The organism is Lactobacillus sp. XV31L (genome assembly GCF_059900865.1).
In genome coordinates, this window is sequence record NZ_JBWXGC010000003.1 from 1 (window position 1) to 25,618 (window position 25,618).

General features: G+C 43.4%; 29 protein-coding genes. 22 read left to right on the forward strand and 7 right to left on the reverse strand.

The genetic code is table 11. The annotated features are described in order from the left end of the window. Both AC2JF7_RS02520 and AC2JF7_RS02525 read right to left on the reverse strand, forming a co-directional pair. A partial coding sequence (locus AC2JF7_RS02520; protein WP_500726770.1) for a redoxin domain-containing protein occupies positions 1 to 299 on the reverse strand: 299 nt, incomplete at its 3' end. Positions 300 to 384: 85 nt separating this feature from the next. After that, positions 385 to 1,575, reverse strand: a complete 1,191-nt coding sequence (locus tag AC2JF7_RS02525) for a pyridoxal phosphate-dependent aminotransferase (protein ID WP_500726772.1) — start codon at positions 1,573 to 1,575, stop codon at positions 385 to 387. A 146-nt stretch (positions 1,576 to 1,721) separates the two neighbouring features. Here AC2JF7_RS02525 and msrB point away from each other — a divergent pair, with 146 nt between their 5' ends. Continuing rightward, the gene (gene msrB / locus AC2JF7_RS02530; RefSeq protein WP_500726774.1) at positions 1,722 to 2,153 is read left to right on the forward strand and encodes a peptide-methionine (R)-S-oxide reductase MsrB; all 432 of its coding nucleotides are present in this window, start codon (positions 1,722 to 1,724) and stop codon (positions 2,151 to 2,153) included. A gap of 71 nt (positions 2,154 to 2,224) precedes the next feature. On the opposite strand, the gene AC2JF7_RS02535 is transcribed toward msrB, so the two are convergent. The 3 genes from AC2JF7_RS02535 to AC2JF7_RS02545 all read right to left on the reverse strand — a co-directional run bounded on the left by AC2JF7_RS02535 (position 2,225) and on the right by AC2JF7_RS02545 (position 4,653). Next, a complete protein-coding gene (locus tag AC2JF7_RS02535; protein ID WP_500726776.1) occupies positions 2,225 to 3,103 on the reverse strand; it encodes a YitT family protein in 879 nt (292 codons plus the stop codon). A gap of 139 nt (positions 3,104 to 3,242) precedes the next feature. Next, positions 3,243 to 3,785, reverse strand: a complete 543-nt coding sequence (gene msrA / locus AC2JF7_RS02540; RefSeq protein WP_500726778.1) for a peptide-methionine (S)-S-oxide reductase MsrA — start codon at positions 3,783 to 3,785, stop codon at positions 3,243 to 3,245. A gap of 37 nt (positions 3,786 to 3,822) precedes the next feature. Further along, positions 3,823 to 4,653 (reverse strand): pyruvate, water dikinase regulatory protein, encoded by an 831-nt coding sequence (locus AC2JF7_RS02545; RefSeq protein ID WP_500726780.1) that lies wholly within the window; start codon positions 4,651 to 4,653, stop codon positions 3,823 to 3,825. 177 nt (positions 4,654 to 4,830) lie between these two features. Here AC2JF7_RS02545 and rpsU point away from each other — a divergent pair, with 177 nt between their 5' ends. The 10 genes from rpsU (at position 4,831) to rpoD (ending at position 14,955) form a co-directional block, all read left to right on the forward strand. Continuing rightward, complete coding sequence (gene rpsU, locus AC2JF7_RS02550; protein ID WP_046306945.1) at positions 4,831 to 5,007, forward strand: 30S ribosomal protein S21; 177 nt, start codon at positions 4,831 to 4,833, stop codon at positions 5,005 to 5,007. Positions 5,008 to 5,153: 146 nt separating this feature from the next. After that, positions 5,154 to 5,597, forward strand: a complete 444-nt coding sequence (locus AC2JF7_RS02555) for a GatB/YqeY domain-containing protein (protein ID WP_500726784.1) — start codon at positions 5,154 to 5,156, stop codon at positions 5,595 to 5,597. Positions 5,598 to 5,617: 20 nt separating this feature from the next. After that, on the forward strand, positions 5,618 to 6,574 hold the full coding sequence (locus tag AC2JF7_RS02560) for a PhoH family protein (RefSeq protein WP_500726787.1): 957 nt from the start codon (positions 5,618 to 5,620) through the stop codon (positions 6,572 to 6,574). Next, positions 6,574 to 7,098 carry an rRNA maturation RNase YbeY gene (ybeY, locus tag AC2JF7_RS02565; protein WP_500726789.1) on the forward strand — a complete coding sequence of 175 codons (525 nt, stop codon included), beginning with the start codon at positions 6,574 to 6,576 and terminating at the stop codon, positions 7,096 to 7,098. Before AC2JF7_RS02560 ends, ybeY begins: the two co-directional genes overlap by 1 nt. After that, positions 7,098 to 8,006, forward strand: a complete 909-nt coding sequence (era, locus tag AC2JF7_RS02570) for a GTPase Era (RefSeq protein WP_500726791.1) — start codon at positions 7,098 to 7,100, stop codon at positions 8,004 to 8,006. The genes ybeY and era overlap by 1 nt, the downstream gene beginning before the upstream one ends. Before the next feature lies 1 nt (position 8,007). Next, positions 8,008 to 8,763: a DNA repair protein RecO gene (gene recO, locus AC2JF7_RS02575; protein ID WP_500726794.1), complete on the forward strand. Its 756-nt coding sequence runs from the start codon at positions 8,008 to 8,010 to the stop codon at positions 8,761 to 8,763. A 242-nt stretch (positions 8,764 to 9,005) separates the two neighbouring features. After that, positions 9,006 to 9,923: a glycine--tRNA ligase subunit alpha gene (glyQ, locus tag AC2JF7_RS02580; protein ID WP_500726796.1), complete on the forward strand. Its 918-nt coding sequence runs from the start codon at positions 9,006 to 9,008 to the stop codon at positions 9,921 to 9,923. Beyond that, on the forward strand, positions 9,916 to 11,982 hold the full coding sequence (glyS, locus tag AC2JF7_RS02585) for a glycine--tRNA ligase subunit beta (protein WP_500727124.1): 2,067 nt from the start codon (positions 9,916 to 9,918) through the stop codon (positions 11,980 to 11,982). Before glyQ ends, glyS begins: the two co-directional genes overlap by 8 nt. Positions 11,983 to 12,004: 22 nt before the next feature. Beyond that, complete coding sequence (gene dnaG / locus AC2JF7_RS02590) at positions 12,005 to 13,819, forward strand: DNA primase (protein WP_500726798.1); 1,815 nt, start codon at positions 12,005 to 12,007, stop codon at positions 13,817 to 13,819. Between the two features lie 14 nt (positions 13,820 to 13,833). Next, positions 13,834 to 14,955, forward strand: a complete 1,122-nt coding sequence (gene rpoD, locus AC2JF7_RS02595; RefSeq protein ID WP_500726800.1) for an RNA polymerase sigma factor RpoD — start codon at positions 13,834 to 13,836, stop codon at positions 14,953 to 14,955. A gap of 82 nt (positions 14,956 to 15,037) precedes the next feature. Here rpoD and AC2JF7_RS02600 read toward each other — a convergent pair whose 3' ends face one another. After that, positions 15,038 to 15,877, reverse strand: coding sequence for a helix-turn-helix domain-containing protein (locus AC2JF7_RS02600; protein WP_500726802.1), 840 nt, complete (start codon positions 15,875 to 15,877; stop codon positions 15,038 to 15,040). Positions 15,878 to 16,276: 399 nt separating this feature from the next. On the opposite strand from AC2JF7_RS02600, the gene AC2JF7_RS02605 reads away from it, so the two are divergent. The 8 genes from AC2JF7_RS02605 to AC2JF7_RS02640 all read left to right on the forward strand — a co-directional run bounded on the left by AC2JF7_RS02605 (position 16,277) and on the right by AC2JF7_RS02640 (position 21,981). Beyond that, positions 16,277 to 17,044, forward strand: a complete 768-nt coding sequence (locus AC2JF7_RS02605; RefSeq protein ID WP_500726805.1) for a helix-turn-helix domain-containing protein — start codon at positions 16,277 to 16,279, stop codon at positions 17,042 to 17,044. Positions 17,045 to 17,295: 251 nt separating this feature from the next. After that, a complete protein-coding gene (locus AC2JF7_RS02610) occupies positions 17,296 to 17,793 on the forward strand; it encodes a choline-binding protein (protein WP_500726807.1) in 498 nt (165 codons plus the stop codon). 112 nt (positions 17,794 to 17,905) lie between these two features. Beyond that, on the forward strand, positions 17,906 to 18,739 hold the full coding sequence (locus AC2JF7_RS02615) for a hypothetical protein (protein ID WP_500726809.1): 834 nt from the start codon (positions 17,906 to 17,908) through the stop codon (positions 18,737 to 18,739). Next, a complete protein-coding gene (locus AC2JF7_RS02620) occupies positions 18,736 to 19,281 on the forward strand; it encodes a hypothetical protein (RefSeq protein ID WP_500726811.1) in 546 nt (181 codons plus the stop codon). Before AC2JF7_RS02615 ends, AC2JF7_RS02620 begins: the two co-directional genes overlap by 4 nt. Before the next feature lie 176 nt (positions 19,282 to 19,457). Beyond that, on the forward strand, positions 19,458 to 20,285 hold the full coding sequence (locus AC2JF7_RS02625; protein WP_500726813.1) for a hypothetical protein: 828 nt from the start codon (positions 19,458 to 19,460) through the stop codon (positions 20,283 to 20,285). A gap of 90 nt (positions 20,286 to 20,375) precedes the next feature. Beyond that, positions 20,376 to 20,873 carry a hypothetical protein gene (locus tag AC2JF7_RS02630; RefSeq protein ID WP_500726815.1) on the forward strand — a complete coding sequence of 166 codons (498 nt, stop codon included), beginning with the start codon at positions 20,376 to 20,378 and terminating at the stop codon, positions 20,871 to 20,873. 12 nt (positions 20,874 to 20,885) lie between these two features. Beyond that, the gene (locus AC2JF7_RS02635; RefSeq protein WP_500726817.1) at positions 20,886 to 21,485 is read left to right on the forward strand and encodes an ATP-binding cassette domain-containing protein; all 600 of its coding nucleotides are present in this window, start codon (positions 20,886 to 20,888) and stop codon (positions 21,483 to 21,485) included. Further along, entirely contained in the window at positions 21,478 to 21,981 is a 504-nt protein-coding gene (locus AC2JF7_RS02640; protein ID WP_500726820.1) for a hypothetical protein, read from the forward strand. Before AC2JF7_RS02635 ends, AC2JF7_RS02640 begins: the two co-directional genes overlap by 8 nt. 120 nt (positions 21,982 to 22,101) lie before the next feature. Here the strand turns inward: AC2JF7_RS02640 and AC2JF7_RS02645 are convergent, their stop codons facing one another. After that, positions 22,102 to 22,542, reverse strand: a complete 441-nt coding sequence (locus AC2JF7_RS02645) for an 8-oxo-dGTP diphosphatase (RefSeq protein WP_500726822.1) — start codon at positions 22,540 to 22,542, stop codon at positions 22,102 to 22,104. Between the two features lie 126 nt (positions 22,543 to 22,668). On the opposite strand from AC2JF7_RS02645, the gene AC2JF7_RS02650 reads away from it, so the two are divergent. Genes AC2JF7_RS02650 through pepT form a run of 3 tightly spaced genes read left to right on the forward strand, consistent with a single transcriptional unit; the run spans position 22,669 to position 25,387 of the window. Further along, positions 22,669 to 23,358 carry a tRNA (adenine(22)-N(1))-methyltransferase gene (locus tag AC2JF7_RS02650; protein ID WP_500726825.1) on the forward strand — a complete coding sequence of 230 codons (690 nt, stop codon included), beginning with the start codon at positions 22,669 to 22,671 and terminating at the stop codon, positions 23,356 to 23,358. Beyond that, positions 23,345 to 24,142 carry a Nif3-like dinuclear metal center hexameric protein gene (locus AC2JF7_RS02655; RefSeq protein WP_500726827.1) on the forward strand — a complete coding sequence of 266 codons (798 nt, stop codon included), beginning with the start codon at positions 23,345 to 23,347 and terminating at the stop codon, positions 24,140 to 24,142. The genes AC2JF7_RS02650 and AC2JF7_RS02655 overlap by 14 nt, the downstream gene beginning before the upstream one ends. A 9-nt stretch (positions 24,143 to 24,151) precedes the next feature. Then, complete coding sequence (gene pepT / locus AC2JF7_RS02660) at positions 24,152 to 25,387, forward strand: peptidase T (RefSeq protein ID WP_500726829.1); 1,236 nt, start codon at positions 24,152 to 24,154, stop codon at positions 25,385 to 25,387. Positions 25,388 to 25,618 lie beyond the last annotated feature (231 nt).

Here is a 25,618-nt window from a genome sequence, read left to right on the forward strand (position 1 = left end):
TTGACAACACCTTCTGCTGCACACCAATTTTTTTGCTCGTCAGGCGTATTGGTTGAAATAGTATAAAAGTTAATGCCATTATACTTGTCAACTTCGCCGTTGAAGCGCTTGGTTGAGATGCTGCAGACGCTTGTATTAATGTTAGGTACAACGCTAATTAAAGTCGGCTGGGTAAAGAGCTCCTTGGCACTAACTGTTGACTTGTCAGCTTTTTCCACCTTGAAGTCAGGTAGTTTTTCACCAATACGGGGCGGTTGACCGTTAGTGGTTAACGGTTTGCTTTTCATTGTAATTTTCATAGTTGGTTCCCTTCATAATTAAAAATTTTGTTCTTACACAAGTCTAAACTAGCGAGCAGCATAAACCCAACTAATAAGCACTAACTTAGTGCAAAGTTTTTTCAACGTAGCTTGTAATTCTCTTAACTGCTTCTTTAAGATTTTCTTCCGATGAGGCATAAGAAAGTCGCACAAAACCTTCGCCGCCTTTGCCAAAGTAGCTGCCTGGCACAACGCCTACCTTAGCTTCTTGAGCCAAATCTTTGGCAAAGGCAACATCGTCAGTTCCAAAACTACTTGGAATTTTGGCAAAAATATAGAAAGCACCTTCTGGTGCGGCAATGATAAAGCCATTCTTTTCCAGTCCAGCTTGGACAATGTGCATGCGGTTTTCATAAATTGCGCGTGCTTGAATGTAATCTGCTTGCCCCTGTGACAGAGCCTCAGTAGCTGCTGCTTGAACATTGTTAGTGACTGATGTGATCAAGAAGGAGTTAATCTTAATAATTGCCTTCATAATTTCAGCTGGTCCAGCAATATAACCAATACGCCAGCCGGTCATGGCAAAGTTTTTTGATAATCCAGACAGGAGAATGGTCCGCTCGGGAATAATTTGCGTTAGTGAATAGTGCTTCCTTTGATTGTATATTAATTCAGCGTAGATTTCGTCGCTTACAGCATATAAGTCCTTGTCAGCAATAACTGCTGCGAGCTCTGCTAAGTCCTTTTTAGCATAGACCCGGCCGGTTGGATTTGAAGGATCAGTAAGTATAACTGCCTTGGCGCCTTGACCTTCATTTGCAAGTACATGCGCCAAGTTTTTGGCAGTCAGGATAAAATTATCAGCTGAAGTATCAACTTGAATGGGTACACCCCCAGCCATCTCAATAATGCCAAAGTAAACTTCCCAAACTGGTGTAGGTACGATAATCTTGTCGCCAGGATTGAGCAGGGCCATGCAAGCAACGTTCAAGCCCTCAGTCACGCCTACAGTAGTACAAATTTCACTACTTGGATCATAAGACACGCCCAGACTATCTTTAAGATAGGAGCTCACAGCATTAAGACAGGCAGCCTTACCCGCATCAGGTCCATAGTGAGAGTCATCTGCCTCTATGTCCTTGATCGCGGCTTGCTTGATGTGTTCCGGCGTGTTCAAATCAGGTTCACCAATGGTCAGTGGAATTATTCCAGGAATTTGAGCGATTTTTTTTGAAAAAGACCGAATTTGCGATGAAGGCAAGTTCTTAATCCTGGTACTGATACTTGCGGATAAACTTGGTGCTAAATGTGGCATAAATAAAGATAACCTTTCTATAATTAATCTAAAAAATATTATAACGCATTTAAGGAGAAACTGGGTTTAAGATAGGCTTAATTTTACAAGCATTATCACCAGCTAGCCCGTAAAATTTGCTATAGTTGAGCCAGGATGGTGACAATATGGAACAAGCAAAGAAAAATGAGCAACTGCAGAAATTATCTAAAGAGCAGTTTGAAGTTACCCAACACGCTGCAACAGATATGCCTTTCAGAGGCAAGTATGACGATTTTTACCAAAAAGGGATCTATGTAGATGTAGTTTCAGGCGAGCCGCTTTTCTCAAGCAGCGACAAGTATGATGCTGGTTGCGGCTGGCCTAGTTTTACTAAGCCTATTAAAAAGCTAACCTACCATCGTGACCAAACCCACAATATGGAGCGTACCGAGGTTAAAAGTCCTGATGCTGACTCTCACTTGGGACATGTCTTCAATGATGGACCTACCGATAAGGGTGGGCTTAGATACTGCATCAACTCTTCAGCTTTAAAGTTTATTCCTTATGAACAATTAGAAGAAAAAGGATACAGCGAATATAAGCAGCTGTTTGAATAAGAATGATGAAATAAATGCGTAAAAAGAGCATGCGTAGTAACATGCTCTTTTTAATGCTTTTATTTGACTGCTTAAACAATTTCTTGTTCCTTAAAACTGCCATAAACTCGTTCAACTTCCATCACACTCATAAAGGCGTATGGATCGCTTTTTTTGACGATTTGTAGAATATCATACATATCGTAGCGGTCAATCACAGTAATTAGGACCTTCTTTTCAATATGGCTATATGCGCCCTCCACATCATGAAAAATGGTAATTCCCCGGTGCATCTTCTCTTGAACCCCATCGATAATCGCTTGTGGCTGTTCCGTGACAATCGTGACCTGCAATTTTTGGTGCTGCGTGTACACAGCATCTATCACTCGTCCATTGATAAAGATGGTCAAAGCAGAATATAGGGCTCGGTTCCAGCCAAAGGCGAAACCCGCTGCGGCAATAATTAACAGGTTGATCAGAATGCTAATTTTGCCATAGCTAGTACCAGTCTTTTTCTGGATGACAATCCCAATAATGTCAAGCCCACCAGTCGAAATCCCATTTTTGAGGGCAAAGCCTGTCCCCAAGCCATTAATCATGCCACCAAAGATCGCACAAACAAGGGGATCCACATGCATGTTGAGCGGGTGAACTGCCTTCATCATGAATGAACCAAGGATAACGGTAATAATGGTGAAAAAGGTAAACTTATGACCGATTTTAAACCAGGCAAGCAAAAGCAAAGGCAGGTTGAGAGCCAAATACATTGTTGAGGTGGTCAACGTAAAAGGAAGAAACCGTCTGCTTAATGTGTTGATCAGTTGCGCAAAGCCCGTGATCCCAGAAGAGTACATGTGTCCCGGTTCCCAAAAGAAGTTCAAAGCAACTGCAACTGCAAGTGCGTAGAAAAACGAGGCAGATATTTTAGAAAGCAGACTATAACGACGGTTAAATTTATCAAGTTGATCCATTTATACTTAGTCCTTTGCAAAGTTCCAACCATTAAACCCAACTAGTGTAACAAAGAATGGTTGCAGAGCCAATACTAAAATACTATTTAGGGGCTTAAAAAAGCAGCTATAGTTAGACTAGCTGCTTGCATACACCAGGCTACTTGGGCCAGTGCCGCTTAATGAATTCTTCTCGACCGCCAGACTCTTCGATGGCATAGCGGGCGGGGTTCTTCTTGTAAAAGTCCTGGTGGTAGTCTTCTGCAGGATAGAAGGGCTCAGCTGGCTCAATCGCTGTGACGATTGGCTGGTCAAACTTGCCACTGTCTTGCAAGGCTTGTCTTGACTTTTCAGCTGCTGCTTGCTGGGCTGGAGAATTATAAAAAATCACCGGCCGGTAGCTGTCACCCCGGTCTTGAAACTGGCCTGCGGCATCAGTCGGATCAGTTACTTGCCAGTAATAATCTAACAGTTTTTCGTAAGGCATTATTTGAGGATCATAGGTAATCTCAACGGCTTCAGTGTGACCTGTCATGCCGCTTGCAACTTGCTCATAGCTTGGGTTGGCCACATGACCACCCGTATAACCAGACACCACTGACTTAACGCCGGGCAAGGTGTCAAAGGGTTGGACCATGCACCAAAAGCAGCCACCAGCAAATATTGCCGTGTCAAAGTTTGAATCAGTTCGTTTATTTGTCATTTTTAACCTCATAAATATTCTTCTACTGTATTAAATATTACTGGTCTTCAATTCCAAGGTGGTCCATAATCAAAGCAGCAGTTTCTTCAATAGAACGGTGGGCTACATTGATCACGAAGCAACCCAATTTATCATATAGTGTCTGGGCTGAATCGAGTTCATTCTTGATTGCGTCAGTATTGGAATAAACCGTGTCAGGATTTAAGCCATAGGAAATCATTCGTTGACGCCGAAATTCATTTAAGACAGAAAGGTCATTGGTAAGGCCAATAATTTTCTTAGGATCAATCTGATAAATTTCCTTAGGTATGTGCGTGTCAGGCACGAGCGGCAAATTAGCCACCTTAATGTTCTTGTTGGCTAGGAAGAGCGATAGTGGTGTTTTAGAAGTTCTGGAAACACCCAGCAAAACAACGTCAGCTTCTAAAAAGCCCTTGGGGTCCTTGCCGTCGTCGTACATAACGGCAAACTCGATTGCCGAAATCCGGTCAAAGTACTGCTGGTTCATCGTGTGTTGGGCCCCCACCTTTTTTTGCGGGTGCAAACCAGTTGTCTTTTGAATAGCTTCCATTGCAGGCGAAAGAATGTCGACACTTTCAATCTGGTGTTCGCGGACAAAGCGGATGACTGGTATCTGCATCTCATCCTTGGCCAAGCTGTAAATGATTACCAAGTTAGGGTACTTAATTATTTCATCAAATGTTTCTGTCAGTTTTTTCTGGTTGATAATAAAGGGATAACGGCGATAATTGATTTGGGCATCAGGAAATTGAGCTGCGGCAGCCACAGCGTTGTTAAATGCCGTATCGCCTGCAGAATCTGAAATGATGACAATGTTGACTTCGATTTTGGGTGTTTCTTTTACCATTTTAAGCTCCTTTTTGGCTTAATTATACAATTTAGACCAATGCTTTAACAGTTTAATGTTAACTATGGCAAAAATATTTTAAGAATATTGCTTGTTTGTATTGACCGATCAATCTGGTTTGATATAATTAAGTAAATCCATGGCGGTAACGTCAAGAAATGGAAGGAGGGATCACATATGGCCAAGACAGTCGTTCACGAAAACGAGTCTATTGATGATGCTCTTCGTCGTTTTAAACGTTCCGTTTCCAGAAGTGGTACTTTGCAAGAATACCGCAAGCGCGAATTCTACGAAAAACCTAGCGTACGTAGAAAGCTTAAATCTGAAGCAGCTCGCAAACGCAAACATTATTAGTATATAGGGAGACGGCTTTTATCGGAAGATAGGAGCCGTTTTTCTTATGCAAAACAAGTTTTACTAAAATACGTATTTATTTTCTCTACTAGGTGCTAGATTTGTTATAATTTAACTAGCTTTTATTTTAGAAAGAAGGAGTTGTTTTGAGTTTACTAGAACAAGTCACATCTGACATGAAAGATGCGATGAAGGCTCACGATAAAATCAAGCTGAATACGGTCCGGATGATCAAGTCGGCCTTGATGAACGAAAAAATCAAACTTGGCCATGAGCTAACCCCAGATGAAGAACTAACTGTGCTTAACCGCGAAAAGAAGCAGCGTGAGGAATCAGTCGCTGACTTTACCAAGGCCAAGCGCGACGACTTAATTGCTGAGACTAAGCAAGAACTAGCAGTTGTTGAAGGCTATATGCCTAAGCAATTGTCGCAAAAAGAACTTGAGCAAGTTGTGGCTGCAACTATTACTGAAGTAGGAGCCACTGGTAAGTCTGATTTTGGCAAGGTAATGAAGCAATTGATGCCTAAAATCAAGGGCAAAGCCGATGGCAAGGCTGCTTCTAGCGCAGTTCAGAGCCAGCTTAATTAAAAAAGAAAAGGAGCATTTACTTGGCTCAAACCAAATTTATTCCTAAAAGCCCAGAAAATATCCAAAAAATAGTTGGAGTTAATGATGGCAACCTTAATCTCTTGGCCGAGAATTATGATGTTAGCGTTGCTGATGTTGGCAACCAAATTGTGGTTGAAGGCAGCGACAGCCAAACTAGCAAGGTGATTGCAGTTTTATCCGCTTTAGACAACGTAATCAGCAGCAATATTAATATTGCTGCCCCAGACGTAGTCAGCGCGATGAAAATGGCAGACAAGGGGACAATAGAATATTTTCCCGACCTGTACAAGAAAATTTTAATTCGGGATGCTAAAGGCAAGCCGATTAGAATCAAGAACTTGGGACAAAAGAAATATGTTGCAGCCATTGAGAAAAATGACGTTGTCTTTGGAATCGGCCCAGCTGGAACGGGTAAAACCTTTATTGCCGTGGTTTGTGCAATTGCAGCCTTTAAGCGCGGGGAAGTAGATCGAATTGTGCTTACGCGTCCTGCCGTTGAAGCGGGTGAATCCCTGGGCTTTTTGCCCGGAGACTTAAAGGAAAAAGTTGATCCCTACTTGCGACCAATCTATGATTCGCTTAATGCTATTTTAGGCACTAACACAACCGATCACTTAATGGAACGGGGAGTGATTGAAGTTGCTCCGCTTGCTTACATGAGAGGGCGGACATTGGACGACGCCTTTGTCATTTTGGATGAAGCGCAAAACACAAGCAATGCTCAGATGAAGATGTTTTTGACGCGTTTGGGTTTCAATTCCAAAATGATTGTCAACGGTGACATGACTCAGGTAGATTTGCCCGGACACCAGCGCAGTGGCTTGGCAAGCGCGCAACACATTTTAAGGAATATTAAACAGATTAAGTTTGTTCAATTTTCCGCCAATGATGTTGTCCGCCACCCTGTGGTCGCAAAAATCATTAACGCATACGAAAAGGAAGAAGAACGTAATTAATGGCTCCGATTGATATTACATTTAACGATGAAGTTGCTTTTTTGCAGGATCAAGAAGAAGATTGGCAAAAGTGGATCACGGAGTTGCTTTTGCTTGCAAAAAAAGCGATTGGCAAGGAAAATAACCTGGAAATGAGTATCAACTTTGTTGATGCTGACCGTAGCCATACGATTAACAAGGACTTCCGCGGACAAGATCGGCCCACTGACGTTATCTCCTTTGCCATTGAAGATGGTGAAGAAGGACTTGATCTGACAACTTTCATGGATGATAGTGACTTTCGGGAAGATATTGGTGATCTCTTTTTGTGTCCAAGCGTGATCAAGCGTCACAGCACAGAATATGGCACGGGATGGAAGCGCGAACTTGGTTACACCCTAGTTCATGGCTTTTTGCACCTCAACGGCTATGATCACATCAAAGCAGATGAAGCAAAAGAAATGTTTAGAATTCAAGGGCAAGTCCTAAAGGATTATGGCTTGCCGCTTTTTCCTGAGCAATTAGATGAAGGCAGAGGTAAATAATGTCTGGAAATACAAAACACAAGTCGGGCTTTGTTGCTCTATTGGGGCGGCCTAACGTGGGCAAGTCTACACTGATGAACTACCTAGTCGGGCAGAAGGTGGCAATCACTTCTAATAAACCGCAAACGACTCGCAATAAAATTTCGGGTATTTTCACGGATAAAGACATGCAGGTTGTTTTCGTTGATACGCCTGGTATCTTTAAGCCTCATGCTGAACTTGACAATTATATGGACAAGGCTAGTTTATCAAGTCTCAACGATGTTGACCTTGTCTTATTCATGGTTGAACCAGAAAAGCCAGGTAAGGGCGACCAATACATTGCTGATTTGCTCAAGGAGGTCAAAGTCCCAGTTTACTTGGTAATCAACAAAGTTGACCAGGTGCACCCGAATGACTTGCTGCCAGTTATTGAGGCTTACCGGCAAATGGACATTTTTAAGGAATTCTTGCCCATTTCTGCTACTCAAGGCGTAGGAATCAGTGACTTGCTCCAAGTATTAGCTGCAGTATTGCCTGAGGGACCCAATTACTATGATCCAGAGCAGATTACTGACCGTCCAGAATACTTTATGGTCGCTGAATTAATTCGGGAGCAGATTCTGGAACTGACAGCTGAAGAGGTTCCTCACGCCGCTGCTGTTTGGGTTGAACAAATGAACCAACGTGTCAAAAACAAATTGCAGATTGAAGCTACCATTTACGTTGAAAAGTCTGGCCAAAAGGGGATTATCATTGGCAAGGGTGGACAAATGCTAAAGCAAATTGGCATTAATTCGCGCAAGCAGATTGAAGACCTATTGGGAGAAAAGGTCAACCTCAAGCTCTGGGTCAAGGTGCAACGCAATTGGCGGTCTGATCCCCGCTTTTTACAGCAGATTGGCTATAGCAAGAAGGATCTTTCCTAGGGTGGCACGCGAACTCAAAGAAGTTCAAGGGCTTGTTTTCAAGCGGCAAAAATATCACGAAGCTGACTTGCTAGCCAAGTTGATAACAAGGGATAATGGCATAATTACAGTCATTGCACGGGGGGCACTGAAACCCAAATCCAAACTTGGCGCAGCCCTGCTTAACTTTTCTTATGGCACCTATGTTATTTATACGAGTGGCCATGGTCTTAGCACCTTGCGTACTTATAAAAATGTTAAACAATTAGACGGCCTGTTTTCAGATTTAACTAAGACTGCGTATGCTTCTTTTGTTCTTGACCTGGTTGACCATGCCTTTATTGAATATCAAAATTTAGGCAAATATGAAGCGTTAGTTCACTTTGCCTTGCAAAAAATTAATGATGGGGCTGATCCGGAAATGATCACTCAAATTGTGCAAATGCAGATGCTAGCAGCCTACGGGGTAGAACCAGAATTGCGCCACTGCATTATCTGTGGTCGCACCCAGGGTCAGTTCGATTATTCAATTAAAGACGGCGGCATCTTGTGCAGCGTCCACTTTTATACGGATCCAAGTCGCTTTCACCTAGAGCCGCGCGCAACTGCAGTGCTACGTACGATTGGCCTGCTACCTCTTGCACGCTTAGGGGCAATCAAGATCAGTGTCAGTACTAAGAAGGAAACCCGCAAGGCAATTGACCGCATTTATCGGGAAACGATTGACCTGAATCTTAAGACGAAAAAGTTTTTGGATGAACTGAATTTATTTGCCTAACTCTTTAGATTACAATGTGGTTATGGTAAAATATTAGTGTGTTTTGATGAAGATGAGGAATTAAAAAAGTACCAGCAAGCGAGTGTCGGATAGTGCGAGGACACCTGGGAAAAGGCACCTCTAGTCAAGCAAATTAAGAGCAGGGAGTTTTCCCTGAATTAGGGTGGAACCGCGATTAAACCTCGTCCCTATGCAAATGATGCATAGGCTTTTTTTATGGCCTGATGCAGGGAGGAATTAATATGGCAGAGAAAAAATTAACTATTCAAGAAATGATCTTTAAGTTGGAAGAATTTTGGTCTTCCAAGGGCTGCATGATTATGCCATCATACGATGTCGAAAAGGGAGCAGGAACGATGAGTCCTTATACCTTTTTGCGGGCAATTGGACCTGAACCATGGTCGGCATGCTACGTTGAGCCGTCAAGGCGCCCGGCAGACGGTCGCTATGGCGATAACCCCAACCGCTTGTTTCAGCACCACCAGTTTCAAGTAGTTATGAAGCCCGCCCCTGAAGATATTCAGCAATTTTACCTGGATAGCTTGCAGGTTCTTGGTATCAATGCGCTTGAGCATGATATTCGTTTTGTTGAAGACAATTGGGAAAATCCATCAATGGGTTGTGCCGGTGTCGGTTGGGAAGTCTGGCTCGATGGCATGGAGGTAAGTCAATTTACCTACTTCCAAGTGGTCGGCGAGTTAGATGTTAAGCCGACGATGAGCGAGATTACATACGGGGTTGAGCGTCTGGCTTCCTACATTCAAAACGTTAATTCTGTTTTTGACTTGGAATGGGGCGGCGGCGTTTCTTACCGTGATATTTTTAAGGAAGCCGAGTATGAAAACTCCAAGTACGCCTTTGAAAAGTCTAACCAAGAAGACTTAATCAAGTTCTTTGATATTTATGAACGAACAGCTAAAGAACTTATTAGTCTTAGTTTGGTTCAACCAGCTTACGACTATATTTTGAAGTGTTCGCACACCTTCAACTTGCTCGATGCACGCGGTGCAGTTTCAGTAACGGAGCGGGCCGGCTACCTCGCACGCATCAGAAATTTGGCCCACAAAGTAGCCGTTTGCTATGTTGATGAGCGTGAAAAAAGAGGCTTTCCACTTTTAAAAAATGCAGAAGATAAGAAAGCGGGGCTTGAAAATGACTAAAGATTACTTATTCGAAATCGGAACAGAAGAAATGCCAGCGCATGTTGTTACACGCAGCGTCGACCAGCTTGCTGCCCGCACTAAAAAGTTTTTAACGGAAAAGGGATTAAAGTTTAAGGACATTAAAACTTTTTCGACACCGCGCAGACTGACAATTTTGGTTGAAGATTTGGCAGAAAAGCAGGATGACATTGATGAAGTCAAAAAGGGACCAGCCAAAAAGATTGCTTTGGACCAGGACAAGAACTGGACTAAGGCTGCTCAAGGCTTTGCTCGTGGCCAAGGCATGACGGTCGATGATATTTACTTTAAGGAACTCAAGGGAACTGAATATGCTTATGTCCACGTCCAAAAGGAAGGTCAAAAAGCCAGTGATATCCTTCTTGGCATGAGCGATGTGGTCAAAGCCATGACTTTTCCGACCAAAATGCGGTGGGACTCGCACGACTTCGAGTTTGTCCGGCCATTGCATTGGTTAGTCTCCCTGTATGGCAGCGAAGTTATTCCGGTTAAGGTTTTAGAAATCACGGCGGGCCGCAAAACTGCAGGTCACCGCTTCTTGGGCGATGCTGTTGTTTTGGCCAATACGGCTGACTATGAAGATGCCCTGAGAGACCAATTCGTTATTGTCGATGCAAGCAAGCGCAAGGAAATGATTGTTGACCAGATGAAGCAGTTGGTCAAGAAGAACAACTGGACCATTCAGCTGGACCAGAATCTCTTGGAAGAGGTTACTAACCTGGTTGAATATCCAAGCGTTTTTGCTGGTTCCTTTGATGAAAAATACCTGCAAATGCCACGTGAGGTGCTGGTAACTTCCATGAAGGACAACCAACGCTATTTTGAAGTTTATGATCAAAATGGCCAGTTGATTAACCACTTTATTTCAGTGCGCAACGGCAATAAGGACTTCCTTGAAAATGTTGTTTCAGGCAATGAAAAGGTTTTAGTCGCCCGCTTGGACGATGCTGAGTTCTTTTATGATGAAGACCGCAAGTACCCGTTAAGCCACTTTGTCCAAAAATTGGATAACGTTTCTTTCCACGATAAGGTGGGCTCAATGTCCGAGAAGATGCAGCGCGTGCGCATTATTGGTGACCTCTTGGCCCAGGGTTGGCATCTTGATGAGCAGACAGTTGCCAACTTTGATCGTGCAAGTGAATTGTACAAGTTTGACTTGGTAACCCAGATGGTGGGCGAATTCGCTGAACTTCAAGGTGTAATGGGCATGCACTATGCACGTCTAGCCGGCGAAAAAGAAGATGTGGCCCTTGCAATTAAGGAACATTACATGCCCACAACCTCTGAAGGTGACCTGCCAAAGACTGTAGTTGGTTCACTCTTATCCATTGCAGACAAATTGGATACTATTATTACCTTTTTCGCAGCTGGGATGATTCCAAGTTCCTCCAATGACCCGTATGCATTGCGGCGCTATGCATACGGCATTGTCCGCATTTTGTTGAATGAGCAATGGTCATTGCCCTTCAACGAAGTTTTACCGAAGATTATTGCTGCCTTAAGCGGCAAGACGCCTGCCAAGTTGCCCAAAACTGCAGAACAAGATGAAGAAATTGCCGCCTTTATCAGAGATCGGATCAACCAGTACTTGCAAAAAAACAACTTCAAGTATGATATTATTGATGCAGTCCTTGCTTCAAGTCAGCAAGACCCGATTCAAATATTGGCAGCAGCCAGAGTTTTGCAGCTGCACCATGATGATGAGCAATTCAAGCCAGTAATTGAGAGTTTGATTCGGATTAATAATATTTTGAAGAAGGCCAAGTACAAGGGCAATACCCCAGTTAACCCGGAATTGTTTGCTAATACCAGTGAAAGCGACCTAGATGATGGAGTCAAGAGGCTGCAAGAAATTACAGATTTGACCAGTCTTTATAATGGCTTTGTCGACTTGCAGCCAGTGATCAACCGTTATTTTGAAACCAACATGATCATGGACAAGGATGAGGCGTTGAAGAACAATAGACTGGCCCAGCTCAGCGCTGTCGCCCAATTAACTGGTCGTCTGGGAGACTTGAGCAAGCTGGTAACTAAATAGGCCCGAAAAAGCAGGTGAGAAAATGGCTGGACGAATTCCAAAAGAAACCATTGACCAGGTTCGCGACAACGTTAATATTGTTAATGTCATTAGCCAGTATGTATCACTAGAAAAAAAGGGCAAAGACTACGTTGGACTTTGTCCCTTTCACCAAGAAAAAACACCTTCTTTTACGGTTAATGAAGGCAAGCAATTTTTTAAGTGTTTTGGTTGTGGCAAGGGCGGCAATGTTTTCACCTTTTTAATGGAGAAGGAAAATTTGACTTTTCCTGAAAGCGTGCAAAAAGCGGCTTCATTTGCCCATATTGAAATCAAGGAATTTGCGCAGCAAAAAATCAAGTATACCAACGTTTTAATTAAAATCAATGAAGAGGCAGCCGACTTTTATCACCGCGTCTTGATTTCAACAAATGCTGGAAAGCGAGGACTTGATTACGCCCAAAGCCGCGGTTTGGATAAGGACATCATTGATCACTTCCGCCTAGGTTACGCTCCGCGCCAGGATAACTTGCTGTTAACCTACCTGCGTGAGCGCAAATATAAGGAAGCAGATTTGATAGCCACTGGCTTGTTTGTCCAAAGTAAAAATGGACAACTGTTTGACCGCTTTCGTGACCGGTTGATGTTTCCTCTGGGAAATGAGGGCAACTATGTAATTGCTTTTTCGGGCAGAAGAATTTCTTCTAAAAAGACGGAGGCCAAGTACGTCAATAGCCCTGAAACTAAGATCTTTGAAAAGTCTAAGACGCTTTTTCACTTTGCTGAAGCGAAGAAGGCTGCCCGGATTGAGGACCACTTAATCTTATATGAGGGCTACATGGATGTAATTGCTGCATATAAGGCTGGCATCAAGTCAGGCATTGCCTCAATGGGTACGAGCCTGACAGACCAGCAAGTATACTTGCTAAGACGCATTACCAAGAATATTATTATTAATTATGATGGTGATGACCCGGGCGTTCATGCAGAAGAACGTGCAGCCAAAATGTTTTCTAAAACAGGTGGCTTTAATATTGGCGTGGTCGTTCTACCAGAAAAATTGGATCCTGATGAATACGTCAAAAAGTATGGTGCAGAAAAATACCGGGATGAAGTCAAGGGCGCACTTACACCTACAGACTTCTTCTTGAAACGTCTGGCACAAAAGTATAACTTGGATAATGACCGGGAGAAGCTGATCTACCTTGATGAAGCAGTGAAGGAAATTGCCCAGTTGTCCAATCCAGTAGAACAAGACATATATGTAGACAAGGTGGCCCGCGAACAAAGCGTGTCCCAAGATGCGCTCAAGGCAAACTTGGTCCGCTATCGCAGGCAATTTAATGCAGCCCAGCGGCATAAGGGCAAGCCCAGCGATGAGCCGGCACCTTATGAAGCAAGTACAGCTGTGCCTGTTTTAGAGGATGAGCAAAGCAGCAATAACATTAATACTGATCCGGTCCAAACTAGGCTGTTATACTTGTTTATGCATTCCGAACATGCGAGAAACTATCTTTTAGAAGGCAAGTTTTTATTTCCAGACCAAGATTATCAAAAATTAGCGGAATTATGGTTAAATTTCTGTGAAAGTGAAGAAAATCCTAGTGTCAACAGTTTTTTAAATTTTATTCCTGGTGAACTTCAAGGTATAATAGTAAATGCTGAAATGACAGACATGCCCCAGGATTTTTCAGATCGCGAAATCGATGAGCAAGTACATGCGCTAGAATTGCGTGAGGTCAATGAGCAATTACATGATCTTATGAATCAGTTGCAGGATGCAAAAAGAAAGACGGATACAGGAGAAATTATCACGATTACGAAGAAGATTTTGCAATTAAAGAGAATTCAGGGTTAAAAGGGGGCTTTATAGTGGCAGAAAAGAAGAGCACTAATAACAGCGAAGAATTATCGCTAGACAAGTTAGTTAAAAAAGTTGTCAAAGATGTCAAAAAAGATAAGGCGATAACTGAAAAAGAATTTGTTGCCCGCATGGTTGAGCCATATAAGTTGCAGGGCAAAGCCGTTGACCAATTGGTTCAAGAATTTGAAGACAATGGCATTAGCATTGTTGATGACAAGGGTGAGCCTTCTAAATTAGCCTTAAAGAAGCAAAAAGACGTTGAAAAGGCTGAATTGAAGGATATGTCGGCACCGTCTAGTGTCCGAATGAATGATCCCGTGCGGATGTATTTAAAGGAAATTGGCCGGGTCCCATTGCTCAATGCAGAACAAGAAATTTCGCTAGCCAAACGTATTGAAAAAGGCGAGGAAGAAGCCAAACAGGAACTGGCTGAGGCCAACCTGCGGCTGGTTGTTTCAATTGCCAAGCGTTATGTTGGTCGCGGGATGTCCTTTTTGGACCTGATTCAAGAAGGCAACATGGGTCTGATGAAGGCCGTTGACAAGTTTGACTATAGTCTGGGCTTCAAGTTTTCAACTTATGCCACTTGGTGGATTAGGCAGGCTATTACTCGTGCCATTGCTGACCAGGCCCGCACGATTAGAATCCCTGTCCACATGGTTGAAACCATTAACAAGCTGATTCGAATCCAGCGGCAACTATTGCAGGACCTGGGCCGTGAACCAACACCAGAAGAAATTGGCGCCGAAATGGACATGCCGACTTCTAAGGTGCGTGACATTTTGAAAATTGCGCAGGAACCCGTTTCCCTGGAAACGCCAATTGGCGAAGAGGATGATTCGCATTTGGGTGACTTTATCAAGGACAAGGATGCAACGAGTCCTGAGCAACACGCCTCTTATGAAATGCTCAAAGAGCAGCTCGAAGAGGTACTGGACACCTTGACTGACCGGGAGGAAAATGTTTTGCGTCTGCGTTTTGGTCTGGATGACGGACGCACGCGCACGCTGGAAGAAGTGGGCAAGGTCTTCGGCGTAACGCGCGAGCGGATTAGGCAGATTGAGGCCAAGGCGCTGCGCAAGTTGCGGCACCCGAGCCGGTCGAACCAGCTGCGGGACTTCCTGGATTAGGTTTTCCGCATCAGTTTGGGCAAAAGCAAAAAAGAACCAACCTGCACTTTCAATGTGCAGGTTGGTTCTTTTTTGCTTGGTTTTAGAGCACATCCTTCGGCAGGTATTCTTCCACCTCCATCTTTAACCCGTTTGCTAATTCAGTGGCTTCTAGTTCATAGAGAAGTCCCAGCTGCCTCATGGCCTCCTCCTTGTCCTTTTGGCAGACGGCAATCTTGGTCTTGACGATCACCAGCTTTTCGAATTGGTTCAGGTCCTTGATTGGCCGTATCAACGACCTTAGTTGCCGAGTCGCCTGTGCAAACTTGCCCTGCTGCATCATCAGCGTGGTCTGGTTGATCAAAAGGTTGGTCTTCAGAGATTGCATGAACGGGTAGTGTTCATCAATAACGGAGGCAATCTTGCTGATTATTTCGTTTGCCGTTTCGGTGTCAAAGGCGAACAAGACAGCATTCAGTATCGCTATGTCGGTGATGGTCAACACTTTTACTTTGCGCAGGTAGGTGAACCAGATTGGATAAAGCAACTTTTGGGCCTTTTTGAATCCATGTGGTTTGTTCATGACTAACAGTGCTTGCAACACCGTTGCAACTCTTTTAACATCATTATCATTTTGTACATGTGAGCAATCGTCTAGAAGCTCATTTATTTTAGTCAGTTCGCTGTTTGCCGTAAGCTCAAAGAAGCGGTGTAAAAGTTTCTGCTTTATATTTATTTGATAATTATTGTTGATGTATTCAAATTCATTCGGAGTGAGTCCTAGGCGTGCAATTAATTCAAGTTCGTTTTCATAGGTCGTCGACAGGGCACCTTGTTCTATTTTAGAAAGCATGCTCCGATCGAAGAGGCCTTCGGCCAGTTCTTTTTGCGTTATTCGCCGTGATACACGCAGCTTATGGACGGTTTTACCAAAATTTGTCATTGTTGCCTCCGTTCTGAAGTCTGTTTTTGCTCATTATAGCATTGTTTTTTAATGATATATATGATGCTATTTTAAGAAGAATTTTATTGATGCCTAAATGTGCAAAGGTGGCACACTTCTAGAAGTATACTTGTGTTAATGTTTAAGTAAAGAAATCTAATAAGTGTTTCTAATATTGTATTTCAATATTAATTAATTACCAAAGGAGATTTAGCATGGATTTTTTTAATTTAATATTTTGGATGTTGACTAAAAATATTGATGCAGAGTGACGCCAGAACCAGACACAGTATAAATTAATCATGTTTTGAACTAAACAATTTACGTAAGCAATCAGGTTGTATCCACAATTTGGTGTTTTTGGTTAATTATTATCAATACCAAAAGGGGATTTTTCAAATGATCAAAGAAAAGTATGGTCCCAAATTTCGGCGAATTAGAAAACAAATGAATATTAGTCTGATAGAAGCTTCCACAGGGGTGGTCTCTAAGTCAGCACTGGCGCGCTGGGAAACCGGAAGCGGTGACCTAGCATGGGAAAAAGTCTTGCAACTACTTTCAAAAAATCACATTCATCCGGTGGAATTTATCAATGGGAGCGATTTTTCTGTTTTAGAGTTAAACATTCAAGAAATTATTGATGCTTACACCAACAAGCACGTCGTCCACCTAAAAAATTATGCTCTTGCAGCGTGCGAATCCCTTCACCTCAATTCTGACAGCAAAAAGGCTCTGTTTAAAGCCGCAATAGCTTGCAATTATTACCAAAAGCTGACTAATAAAAAGATCTCGCCCAAACGTGTGCAGATAAAGATCAAATTATATTTCGCTCATATTGTTGCCGACCATAACTATTGGAGCTATGAGAACATCTACCTTCTGGGTAAGACGGCCCTACTGTTGGATGCTAAAAGTATTTACAAGTTTTCCTTTCATTTAATCGACTTCATTAATGAAAACCAACTTAATAAACATAGTTGGTATAGTGATGTATTGGAAAGTCTGCTTGAAGCAGATTTTGCACTAATGATTATGGATTTTGCTTATGCCCAAAAATTGCTTAAAGCAATAAGAACGGTAGAGTTTCCCGACTCTAAGCCGGTAATAAAACTGAAAATACAATTTCTGACGGGGATTGCTACAATATATCAAAAAAGGGAATGCTGAACTGCTAAAATGCCTCTCTTCGGGACTAAATGCCTTTGGCATGGATCACCTCAAACAAGAATTTCGCTGTGCCTTGACGCTAATCAAACAGTTTTACTAAATATAAATTCCCTAATTTGGGAATTCGGCAAATTTTTATTTTGTTAAGTAGTATATTTGATTTATCAAGAGTTTTGAGTTGACTCATATGTCTCTTGACTAATATCTGTACAGATATCGTTGTTAATTCAGTTTTATTAGGAGGTAGATTAATGAAATTACTAAAACATAACCTTTGGGGCAAGGTAATGCTATCTGCTAGCATGCTTTTAGCAGTTGGAGGGACGTCCATTGCGGCAGCAGCTGTAGATACACCTAGCGAACCAGATTCAAGTGTCAATAGTACCGAAGTTGCAACTAATGGCGTAGATACAAGAGCAAGTGGTACATGGACAATTACAAATGTAAGCACGAAACCCTGGGGTGCATGGGCTATGAACAAAAATTATCCTAATATAAAGAGGACCAATTCTAACTATGCATCATTTAACGGTGACGCTCAGACTGCGCAATTTGGATATAAAGTACGGTTACAAAACAATACGGGTGCGAAAAGGTCGGATACAACCGGCTTATATGTAAATCAAACAACACATGCAGGAAATAACACGGGAAGAGTTGGATTACACTATTATGGCGGTGTAAGAACTAGCCCTGTCGATCCTAGTGGGTCTTACATCAAGTTCCATTTTAGTGCAGATAATAAATAATTTTTTGGTACCTAGTGTATTACTTGAGGGGAAGATATTCCCCTTTTGTTGTTAAGGTGTGTCATTTAATTATATAGAGGTAATTCATGATTATTGTAGGAAAGGTAAAGTAATGCTAAAGCGAACCAAAAAATTCATTGTTATTGCCGTAATGCTGTATCTCCTTTTGATTACTTGGCAAATTTTTACTGGTATCAAGGATTCTCAAGGAATTCTTCCGCGGGGCAATAAGCTTTCTGATGTGTCTGTTAAGCTCTTTTTTGGACTGCAGCCCAATGGAAGTTACGAAAATGTCGTTATCTCTGTTCTTATGATGGCTTTGGCTGCTACTATAGGAGCTGGAATATTCATCTACTTGAAGAACAGCAACATGTTTAGCGCGGTCCAACAGAGAATTGGTTATAAGTCTTTTATAAAGAAAGGGGTTGTCATAACTTTTTTAGCAGGGACTGCCTTATCTTTACTAACTAATCTTTACCAACTGGGATTAATTAACTGGTTTTATTATCCATTTGTCTTTAAAAAACTGCCCAAAATGGAAGCTTTTGGATATAGACCAGGCTACTTTTCAACTAATGAATTATTTGACTTGTGTGTATACATCATTTTGGCCGCTATCGGTTGGGGCGTCTTTGCCGTGTTAACTTTTAGTATTGGCCTTTTTGTGCAAAGGAGTGCCTTCTATTTGGCACTCGGCCCAATCACAGGGTTAGCTTTAATATTGCTGGCCACCCTTGGCAATTTGCATAATGCGGTTTGGAGAGCTTTTGCTTTTTCCTGGTTTTTCTATACATTAACTGCACCGGGACAATATACGTTTGTGAGTCAAGCTCCACCAACTAGTTCATCCTTTGCATTTGTCGTTGCCGTCATTATTTACCTAGCCGTTGCCGCATGCTTAATTAGTTTTTGGCATAGACGCAAGAGGAGGCTTGGCAAATTATGAGAGCTAAGCGACTGACCCGCCGTCTCATTTTAATTTGGATTTTAATCTTTGTCCTAGGAGCCGCAGGAAGTGTTTATTTGTTAACAAATAATGATCCTCAGATTATGGACTTGCCGACTTTTTATCTCTCTGCGCACCTGGTTTCTTTATATTTGCAGCCAATTGTCTTGGCCTTAATTTTTACCCAGATACTTGTTTTTCGACGGATTAATTTGCTCGTAGGTATAAGGCAAAAGACTACGTGGATGACGGCTCGCCTCTTTTTCCTCACCACGATTTATTGTGTTTCATTTGCAATCGGATTATTAGTGCCATATCCTTTTTCCAATTATCCTTTATTCAAATTTGGCAACCCACTTTTTGGTACAGCACTTTTATTATTCCATTTTTTCGTACTTTTATTCTTAACTTGGCTTTTGGTAGGGGCTTATGATTCACCACACCCTTATTTGTTGCTCATCATGACTATTATTTTTAATTTGTTATATCACTATTATATTGAGCAGACGTTCATGCTTGCTTACACCAAGACTATAAAATGACTCGCTATATTTATGGTGGTTTTTAAGGGAGAAGTACAATGCTACATATTACAGGAATTAAGAAATCATTTGGCAAAGGCCAAGAAAAAGTTTTTTCGCTTTAAGGATCCTGCTTTTCTTAATGTAATTAGCGAATAATAAAACCGTTTGACACTACATAAAAAGGTAAAGTAATAATGTTAAAACGAACCAAAAAAATAATTATTGTTGCCGTCATACTATTTTTGCTTCTGATTACCTGGCAAGCTTTTATAGGTATTAAAGACGCGCAGGGAATTCTTCCCAAAGCTGGCAAGACTTCCGATGTATCTGTCAACTTATTCTTTTCGTTGCAGCCTGGTGGTGGCAGAGATAGCGCCGTTGTCGATGTCATTATGATGGTACTAGCTACGATTTTAGGAGCCGGTGTTTTCATCTACTTAAAGAACAACAATATGCTTAGCGCTGTTCAACAAAGGATAGGGTACAAGGCTTTTTTGAAGAAGGGAATTACCGCAACTTTTTGGGGTGGCTTTGTCCTATCAATACTGACCAATCTCTATCAAATGGGATTGATTAACTGGTTTTACTATCCCTTTGTATTTAAAATTGTCCCAAAAGAATTGGCTTCAGGACTTAGACCGGGTTATTTTTCGCTAAATGAATTCGTTGATTTAAGCCTATATATTATTTTGGCAGCCATTGGCTGGGGCGTCTTCGCCGTCTTTATTTTTAGTGTTGGGCTCCATATCCGTAAGACTGCCTTTTATATCGCACTTGGTCCGATTTTGGGTCTTGCGTTGGTCTTGTTGGCTACACTTGGGAATATGAACAGCGTAGTCTGGCGGACCTTTGCGTTTACCTGGTTTTTCTACAACCTGACTGCACCGGGACAATTTACCTTTATGAGCCAAGTTCCCCCAATAAATTCTATCTTAGCCTTTATTATTGCTGTCATTATTTACCTGGCGATTGCCGCAGTCTTGATTACCATGTGGTACAAGCATAAGAGAAAGCTGGGCTAAATTATGCAATTTAAACGCATTTCTCGTCGCCCGATCAAGGTCGGGCTTGTGATAGCTCTTTTAGGAATAGCGGGTAGCATTTTTCTAATCATGCGCAACTACCCCGGCACCATGGAATTGCCCAACGCTTTCCTCAATGCGCATATGGTATCATTATATTTACAACCGGCTGTCTTAGTTCTGCTTTATAGTCAAATACTTACTTTTCGCCGCGTTAACTTGCTTGTTGGCGTGAGGCAGAAGACAAGGTGGATGACTGTGCGTCTGCTGGGACTGGCTACTGGCTACTGCATGGTGGTTTTCCTCGGTCTCTTCGGACCGTACTTTTTGACGGATTACCCCCTGTTTAAGTATGGCAACCCGACTATCGGGACAGCACTGCTGGTGCTCCACGTTGCGGTTTTTCTGGTCTTAAGCTGGCTGTTGGTCGGGGCATATGAACTACCTCATCCGCATGTCTTATTACTTATAGCTCTTGTAATGGATCTTGCGTACCATTATTATCTTGAGAAGAGCCTGCTAATTAATTACAGTACTATGTATGATGAGGTTTACCGAACAATTCATCATATTTATGGTGGTTTTTAAGGGAGAAGTACAATGTTACAGATTACAGGAATTAAGAAATCATTTGGCAATAAGGTGGTCCTGAAGGACGTGTCAATGAGCACGCAGCCGGGCCAGCTCGTTCACATCGCGGGCATCAACGGCTCGGGCAAGTCCACCATCTTCAAGATTATTACCGGCCTCTTGAAAGCCGACGGCGGCAAGGTTGAACTTGGCAAAGGCGATGTACTGGGCGCGCTCATTGAGAACCCCAGCTTTCTGGAGTACGAGTCGGCCATGACCAATCTGCACTTTCTGGCCAACCTCAACCACCGCTTCAATGAAGAGCGCGTCCGGGAACTCATGCACTACTTTGAGCTTGATCCCGATGACACGCACGCAATTGCCAGCTACTCCGTAGGCATGCGGCAGAAGGTGGGCATCATTCAGGCGGTCATGGAGGAGCAGAACATCATCTTGCTCGACGAGCCCACGCGCGGGATTGACCAGGACAGCATCGGTCAGTTCGTAGCGCTCCTAAGACGCCTGAAGCAAGAAGGCAGGACGGTCATTGTGGCCAGCCATGACCAGATTAGCGATATTGCCTACGATCAGCGGCTGCTATTGCGCAATGGAACGCTGAGCGATGAATAAGAAGCACGCGTTCTGGGTCTATGCGGTCGTTTCTGCACTGCTGATTGTCCTTGCCCGGCAGAATGATTGGCACGACTTCTACTTGTCGGTGCCGCAGATGTGGCAGCTCAGTTTTGGCTTCATCAGGGAGCCGCTGAAGCTGGCCCTGCTCAGCGTCAGCACCTTATTTTTCGATTACATGTCGATCATCTTGCCGCGGAGCGAAATCAATGGCATCAGCAGTTTCCTAGTTATTCGCAAGACGCGGATTAGGGCCCTGGCGGTGGAACTGGCGCCGCGGGACTGGCAGTACCTGCTGCCCTTCATCGGTGTGCACCTGTTTGCGCTGGCCCCGGCCAACTTGGTCAGCTCCCTTTGGGCCATAGTCCTAATGATAGCAGTCTGGCTGTTTTTGCTGCTGTTTCCAGCCTACCGCTGGCCGCTCTTGCTGCAGAACGTGCTGGTTTTTGCGGTTTTGCTAGGCGTGCGCCTGGTCTTATACAAAGTTAATGCATGATTCAAACGATGAATCATGCATTTTATGTTAATTGCGAATAAAAGGGGGGCGGGTTCCTGGAGCCCACCCCCTTTTATTTTTTTAAATTTGCTTGTGGCCGGTTCAATGCGCAGGCTGGTTTTATAATAACTCGTCGCGTTCCCCGTCAAGGACGTGCTCATCAATGTGGTCATCAAAGTAAACCAAGAGATCGCGGTCGAAGTTGTAGGCCAGCTTCTGGTGAACCAGTTCGTCCCTGGTCATCCAGGTCAACTTGCCCTCTCTAGAGGACTTGACAGTGCCGTAGAACTTGTCTGCAGTGTAGAAGAAGACAATGTAGCGCCGGTCGTTATCATCAAAGAACTGCTTGATCCCTGTAAGGCGCGGATGATCAATCGTGAGGTTGGTTTCTTCCTTGACTTCCCGCACTACCGAATCATAAAAAGACTCATGACTTTCAACGTGACCGCCGGGAAAGGTTAGTCCCGGCCAGGTTGGGTCATTGCGGTCTAGAACTAAAATTTGGTCGCCGCGCGTAATCATGCACATATTGGTTAAAGTTACTGGTTCGGTTCTATCCATTACTTGATTTCCTCCAAAATATTTATGGTAAATGTAACACTACCTGATTTGAAACGCAATGGTCAATTCCCATCCCAACTGACCGGATAATATGCTAAAATTTACCAGTAGAAGGTAGGGGACGATATGAATTTACGTTTAAATGCTTTAGCACAGATGGTTGATTCTGGCAGCCGCATTGCTGATATTGGAACAGACCACGCATACTTGCCCATTGCGCTTGTTCAGGCGGGCAAGGTTGACTTCGCCATCGCCAGTGATATTGCCGCAGGCCCCTTGGCCAACGCTCAAGCAGATATTGCCGCTGCCAATCTGTCAGATAAGATTAGCACTAGGCTGGGGGCGGGCCTTGCGCCAATTACCGCTCAAGATAAGGTCGATACCGTAGTCATTGCAGGCATGGGTGGCAAGCTCATGACCACGATTTTAGATGATGCATGGCAAAAAGGCTTTGCTTTTGCGACTCTGGTGCTCGAACCCAACGTGGGCGAATGCGGGCTGCGCAAGTGGCTGGTGGCCCATAACTACCAGATTACCGCAGAAAAGATCGTCGCCGAAGCAGGGCACATCTACGAGTTGATCAAGGCGCAAAAGATGCCAGCAAAAGTTGAACTAAGTTCTGAAGAACTTTATTTTGGCCCGTTTTTACTTCAAACCAAGGGGCCTGTTTTTATAGAGAAGTGGCGCGACCAACTTGCCTATCATCAAAGGCTTCTAGTCAACCTTAGGCGGGCCAAGAAGCAGGACCTAAGCCACATCCAGCAAGTTGAGCAGGAAATTACAATGATTAAAGGAGTACTAAATGATCAAAGTTAAAGACATAGTACAGGTTTTGCGCCAGCACTTTCCAGAAGAGATAGCAAGTTCTGGCGACCCTGTTGGCCTGCAGATCGGATCAATGGACCAGCCTGTAAATAAAATCATGACTACTCTTGACGTCCGGATGCCAGTCGTCACGGAGGCAGTCAAGCAGGGCGCCAACCTAATTATTAGCCACCACCCCTTGATGTTTCGGCCTGCACCCAACCTTAACTTTGCTGATCCGCAAAATGCTATTTATGGTGCAATCATCAAAAACGGCATAAGCGTTTATTCAATTCATACCAATTCTGACAAGGCCCAGGACGGTTCTAGCGACTGGCAGGCTGAAGAATTGGGCTTGACCGATGTTGAACCCTTTTGCCCGGATAGTGACGGCATCGCAATTGGCCGCAAGGGCAGACTGCCTCAAACAATGACTGCAAAAGACTTTGCTTATTATGTCCAAGACAAAATGAAGATCAAGCTGGTGCGTCTGATTGCTGCTGACGAGCAAAAGCCCGTGTCCACTGTCAGTTTTATTTGCGGAGATGGTGGCAAGTTCTGGCGCCAGGCATTGGCAGAAAACTGCGACGCATTTATCACCGGCGATGTCTACTACCATACCGGTCATGACATGATAGCAGCTGGATTAACTGTAGTTGATCCCGGCCATTACACAGAAAAAATATTTAAGACAAAAATCGCCCCCAAAATCAAACTTTGGGCCGAGCAAGAGGGCTGGAATGTTCCAGTTTTTGTGTCTAAAGTTTCAACCAATCCCTTTCAAGATTTATATTAAGGAGAAAAAATGGAGTACCCAAATTTACTAGCAAGATTTATCAAGTATGTCAAAGTTAATTCACGTTCTGATGAACATGCAAGCCGCTTTCCTTCAACTCAGCGGGAAGAAGACTTTCAAAAGCAAGTAATCATGCCTGACCTGAAGCAGCTGGGCCTAAAAGACGTCCATTACAATCAAAAATCAGGCTGCGTTATTGCGGAAATTCCTGCAAATATTAACCGGGATGTGCCCGTCATGGGCTTTTTGGCCCACTGCGATACAGCTGATTTTAATTCCGAAAACGTGCAGCCCCAAGTCCATGAAAACTATGATGGCAAGTCCAAAATCCAGCTGGGCAAGTCAGACTTTTACCTGGATCCCGAAGTTTTTCCCAATTTAAAAAAATACCAGGGCCAAACTATTATTACAGCCTCTGGTGATACCCTGCTGGGCGGTGACGACAAGTGTGGCGTATCTGAGTTAGTTACTTTTGCTGAATACCTTCTGGCCCATCCAGAAGTCAAGCATGGCAAGATTCGCTTGGCCTTTACGCCAGATGAAGAAATCGGCACGGGCGCCAGCCATTTTGACGTTGAAGAATTTGGCGCTGACTTTGCCTTTACTGTCGACGGCGAAGTTCCAGGCAAGCTTGATTGGGGGACCTTTTCAGCAGCCCAATTTAATCTTGACATCCAGGGTGTTAATGTCCATCCAGCAGTAGCAAAGGGTCAAATGATCAACGCTATCCAAGTGGCAATTGACTTTCAAGAGCAGCTGCCTCAAACTGAGGTCCCAGAAAAAACATCTGGTCGCCAGGGCTTCTTCCACCTGATGAACTTTGATGGAACAGTTGATCATGCCCACTTGGACTATATCATTCGCGACTTTGAGCGCGACGGTTTAGAAAAGCGCAAAGACCTAGTAAAGAAGCTTGTTGCACACATGAATGATGACTTTGGCACTGATCGAATTAAGCTGAAGATGTGGGACCAATACTACAATATGGCAGATGAGCTCGCCAAAAGAATGGATATCGTCGACTTGGCCCGCGCCGCATACAAGGCCGAGGGGTTAACCATTAATGAAGAACCCGTCCGTGGCGGCACTGACGGGTCCCAACTGACTTACATGGGACTGCCTTGTCCCAACTTGTTTGCTGGGGAAGAAAACATGCATGGACGCTTTGAGTACACTGTTTTAGAATCAATGTATCAGGCAGTTGATGTCATGGTCAAGATGGCTGAATTGAATGCAGCTGAGTAGTAGTGAAACAAAAACACTAAAAATCTTTCTTTTGGCCCAAAATAATGTTGGGCACAAAGAGTGAATTGCTGGGCTCAATGACTGTCCAGGCAGCATAATAAAATTATGCACAATTAGTCTAAAAATAAAAAATAGCCTTTAAAATCATTGCTATAAATGAGTTTGAAGGCTATTTATATGATTCCACCCCCAAAGTGCAGATGCGTGGAACAGCCAACTAATCATAGGGCA

What these genes read in the sequence shown, in the direction of transcription:
- AC2JF7_RS02650 (WP_500726825.1), top strand. Translation starts at nt 22,669, where the DNA reads ATGAATTTACGTTTAAATGCTTTAGCACAGATGGTTGATTCTGGCAGC.
- rpsU (WP_046306945.1), top strand. Translation starts at nt 4,831, where the DNA reads ATGGCCAAGACAGTCGTTCACGAAAACGAGTCTATTGATGATGCTCTT.
- AC2JF7_RS02525 (WP_500726772.1), bottom strand. Translation starts at nt 1,575, where the DNA reads ATGCCACATTTAGCACCAAGTTTATCCGCAAGTATCAGTACCAGGATT.
- dnaG (WP_500726798.1), top strand. Translation starts at nt 12,005, where the DNA reads ATGGCTGGACGAATTCCAAAAGAAACCATTGACCAGGTTCGCGACAAC.
- msrB (WP_500726774.1), top strand. Translation starts at nt 1,722, where the DNA reads ATGGAACAAGCAAAGAAAAATGAGCAACTGCAGAAATTATCTAAAGAG.
- AC2JF7_RS02545 (WP_500726780.1), bottom strand. Translation starts at nt 4,653, where the DNA reads ATGGTAAAAGAAACACCCAAAATCGAAGTCAACATTGTCATCATTTCA.
- AC2JF7_RS02615 (WP_500726809.1), top strand. Translation starts at nt 17,906, where the DNA reads ATGCTAAAGCGAACCAAAAAATTCATTGTTATTGCCGTAATGCTGTAT.
- AC2JF7_RS02655 (WP_500726827.1), top strand. Translation starts at nt 23,345, where the DNA reads ATGATCAAAGTTAAAGACATAGTACAGGTTTTGCGCCAGCACTTTCCA.
- era (WP_500726791.1), top strand. Translation starts at nt 7,098, where the DNA reads ATGTCTGGAAATACAAAACACAAGTCGGGCTTTGTTGCTCTATTGGGG.
- AC2JF7_RS02600 (WP_500726802.1), bottom strand. Translation starts at nt 15,877, where the DNA reads ATGACAAATTTTGGTAAAACCGTCCATAAGCTGCGTGTATCACGGCGA.
- AC2JF7_RS02620 (WP_500726811.1), top strand. Translation starts at nt 18,736, where the DNA reads ATGAGAGCTAAGCGACTGACCCGCCGTCTCATTTTAATTTGGATTTTA.
- AC2JF7_RS02645 (WP_500726822.1), bottom strand. Translation starts at nt 22,542, where the DNA reads ATGGATAGAACCGAACCAGTAACTTTAACCAATATGTGCATGATTACG.
- pepT (WP_500726829.1), top strand. Translation starts at nt 24,152, where the DNA reads ATGGAGTACCCAAATTTACTAGCAAGATTTATCAAGTATGTCAAAGTT.
- glyQ (WP_500726796.1), top strand. Translation starts at nt 9,006, where the DNA reads ATGGCAGAGAAAAAATTAACTATTCAAGAAATGATCTTTAAGTTGGAA.
- msrA (WP_500726778.1), bottom strand. Translation starts at nt 3,785, where the DNA reads ATGACAAATAAACGAACTGATTCAAACTTTGACACGGCAATATTTGCT.
- AC2JF7_RS02625 (WP_500726813.1), top strand. Translation starts at nt 19,458, where the DNA reads ATGTTAAAACGAACCAAAAAAATAATTATTGTTGCCGTCATACTATTT.
- AC2JF7_RS02630 (WP_500726815.1), top strand. Translation starts at nt 20,376, where the DNA reads ATGCGCAACTACCCCGGCACCATGGAATTGCCCAACGCTTTCCTCAAT.
- glyS (WP_500727124.1), top strand. Translation starts at nt 9,916, where the DNA reads ATGACTAAAGATTACTTATTCGAAATCGGAACAGAAGAAATGCCAGCG.
- AC2JF7_RS02635 (WP_500726817.1), top strand. Translation starts at nt 20,886, where the DNA reads ATGTTACAGATTACAGGAATTAAGAAATCATTTGGCAATAAGGTGGTC.
- ybeY (WP_500726789.1), top strand. Translation starts at nt 6,574, where the DNA reads ATGGCTCCGATTGATATTACATTTAACGATGAAGTTGCTTTTTTGCAG.
- AC2JF7_RS02535 (WP_500726776.1), bottom strand. Translation starts at nt 3,103, where the DNA reads ATGGATCAACTTGATAAATTTAACCGTCGTTATAGTCTGCTTTCTAAA.
- AC2JF7_RS02640 (WP_500726820.1), top strand. Translation starts at nt 21,478, where the DNA reads ATGAATAAGAAGCACGCGTTCTGGGTCTATGCGGTCGTTTCTGCACTG.
- AC2JF7_RS02610 (WP_500726807.1), top strand. Translation starts at nt 17,296, where the DNA reads ATGAAATTACTAAAACATAACCTTTGGGGCAAGGTAATGCTATCTGCT.
- AC2JF7_RS02605 (WP_500726805.1), top strand. Translation starts at nt 16,277, where the DNA reads ATGATCAAAGAAAAGTATGGTCCCAAATTTCGGCGAATTAGAAAACAA.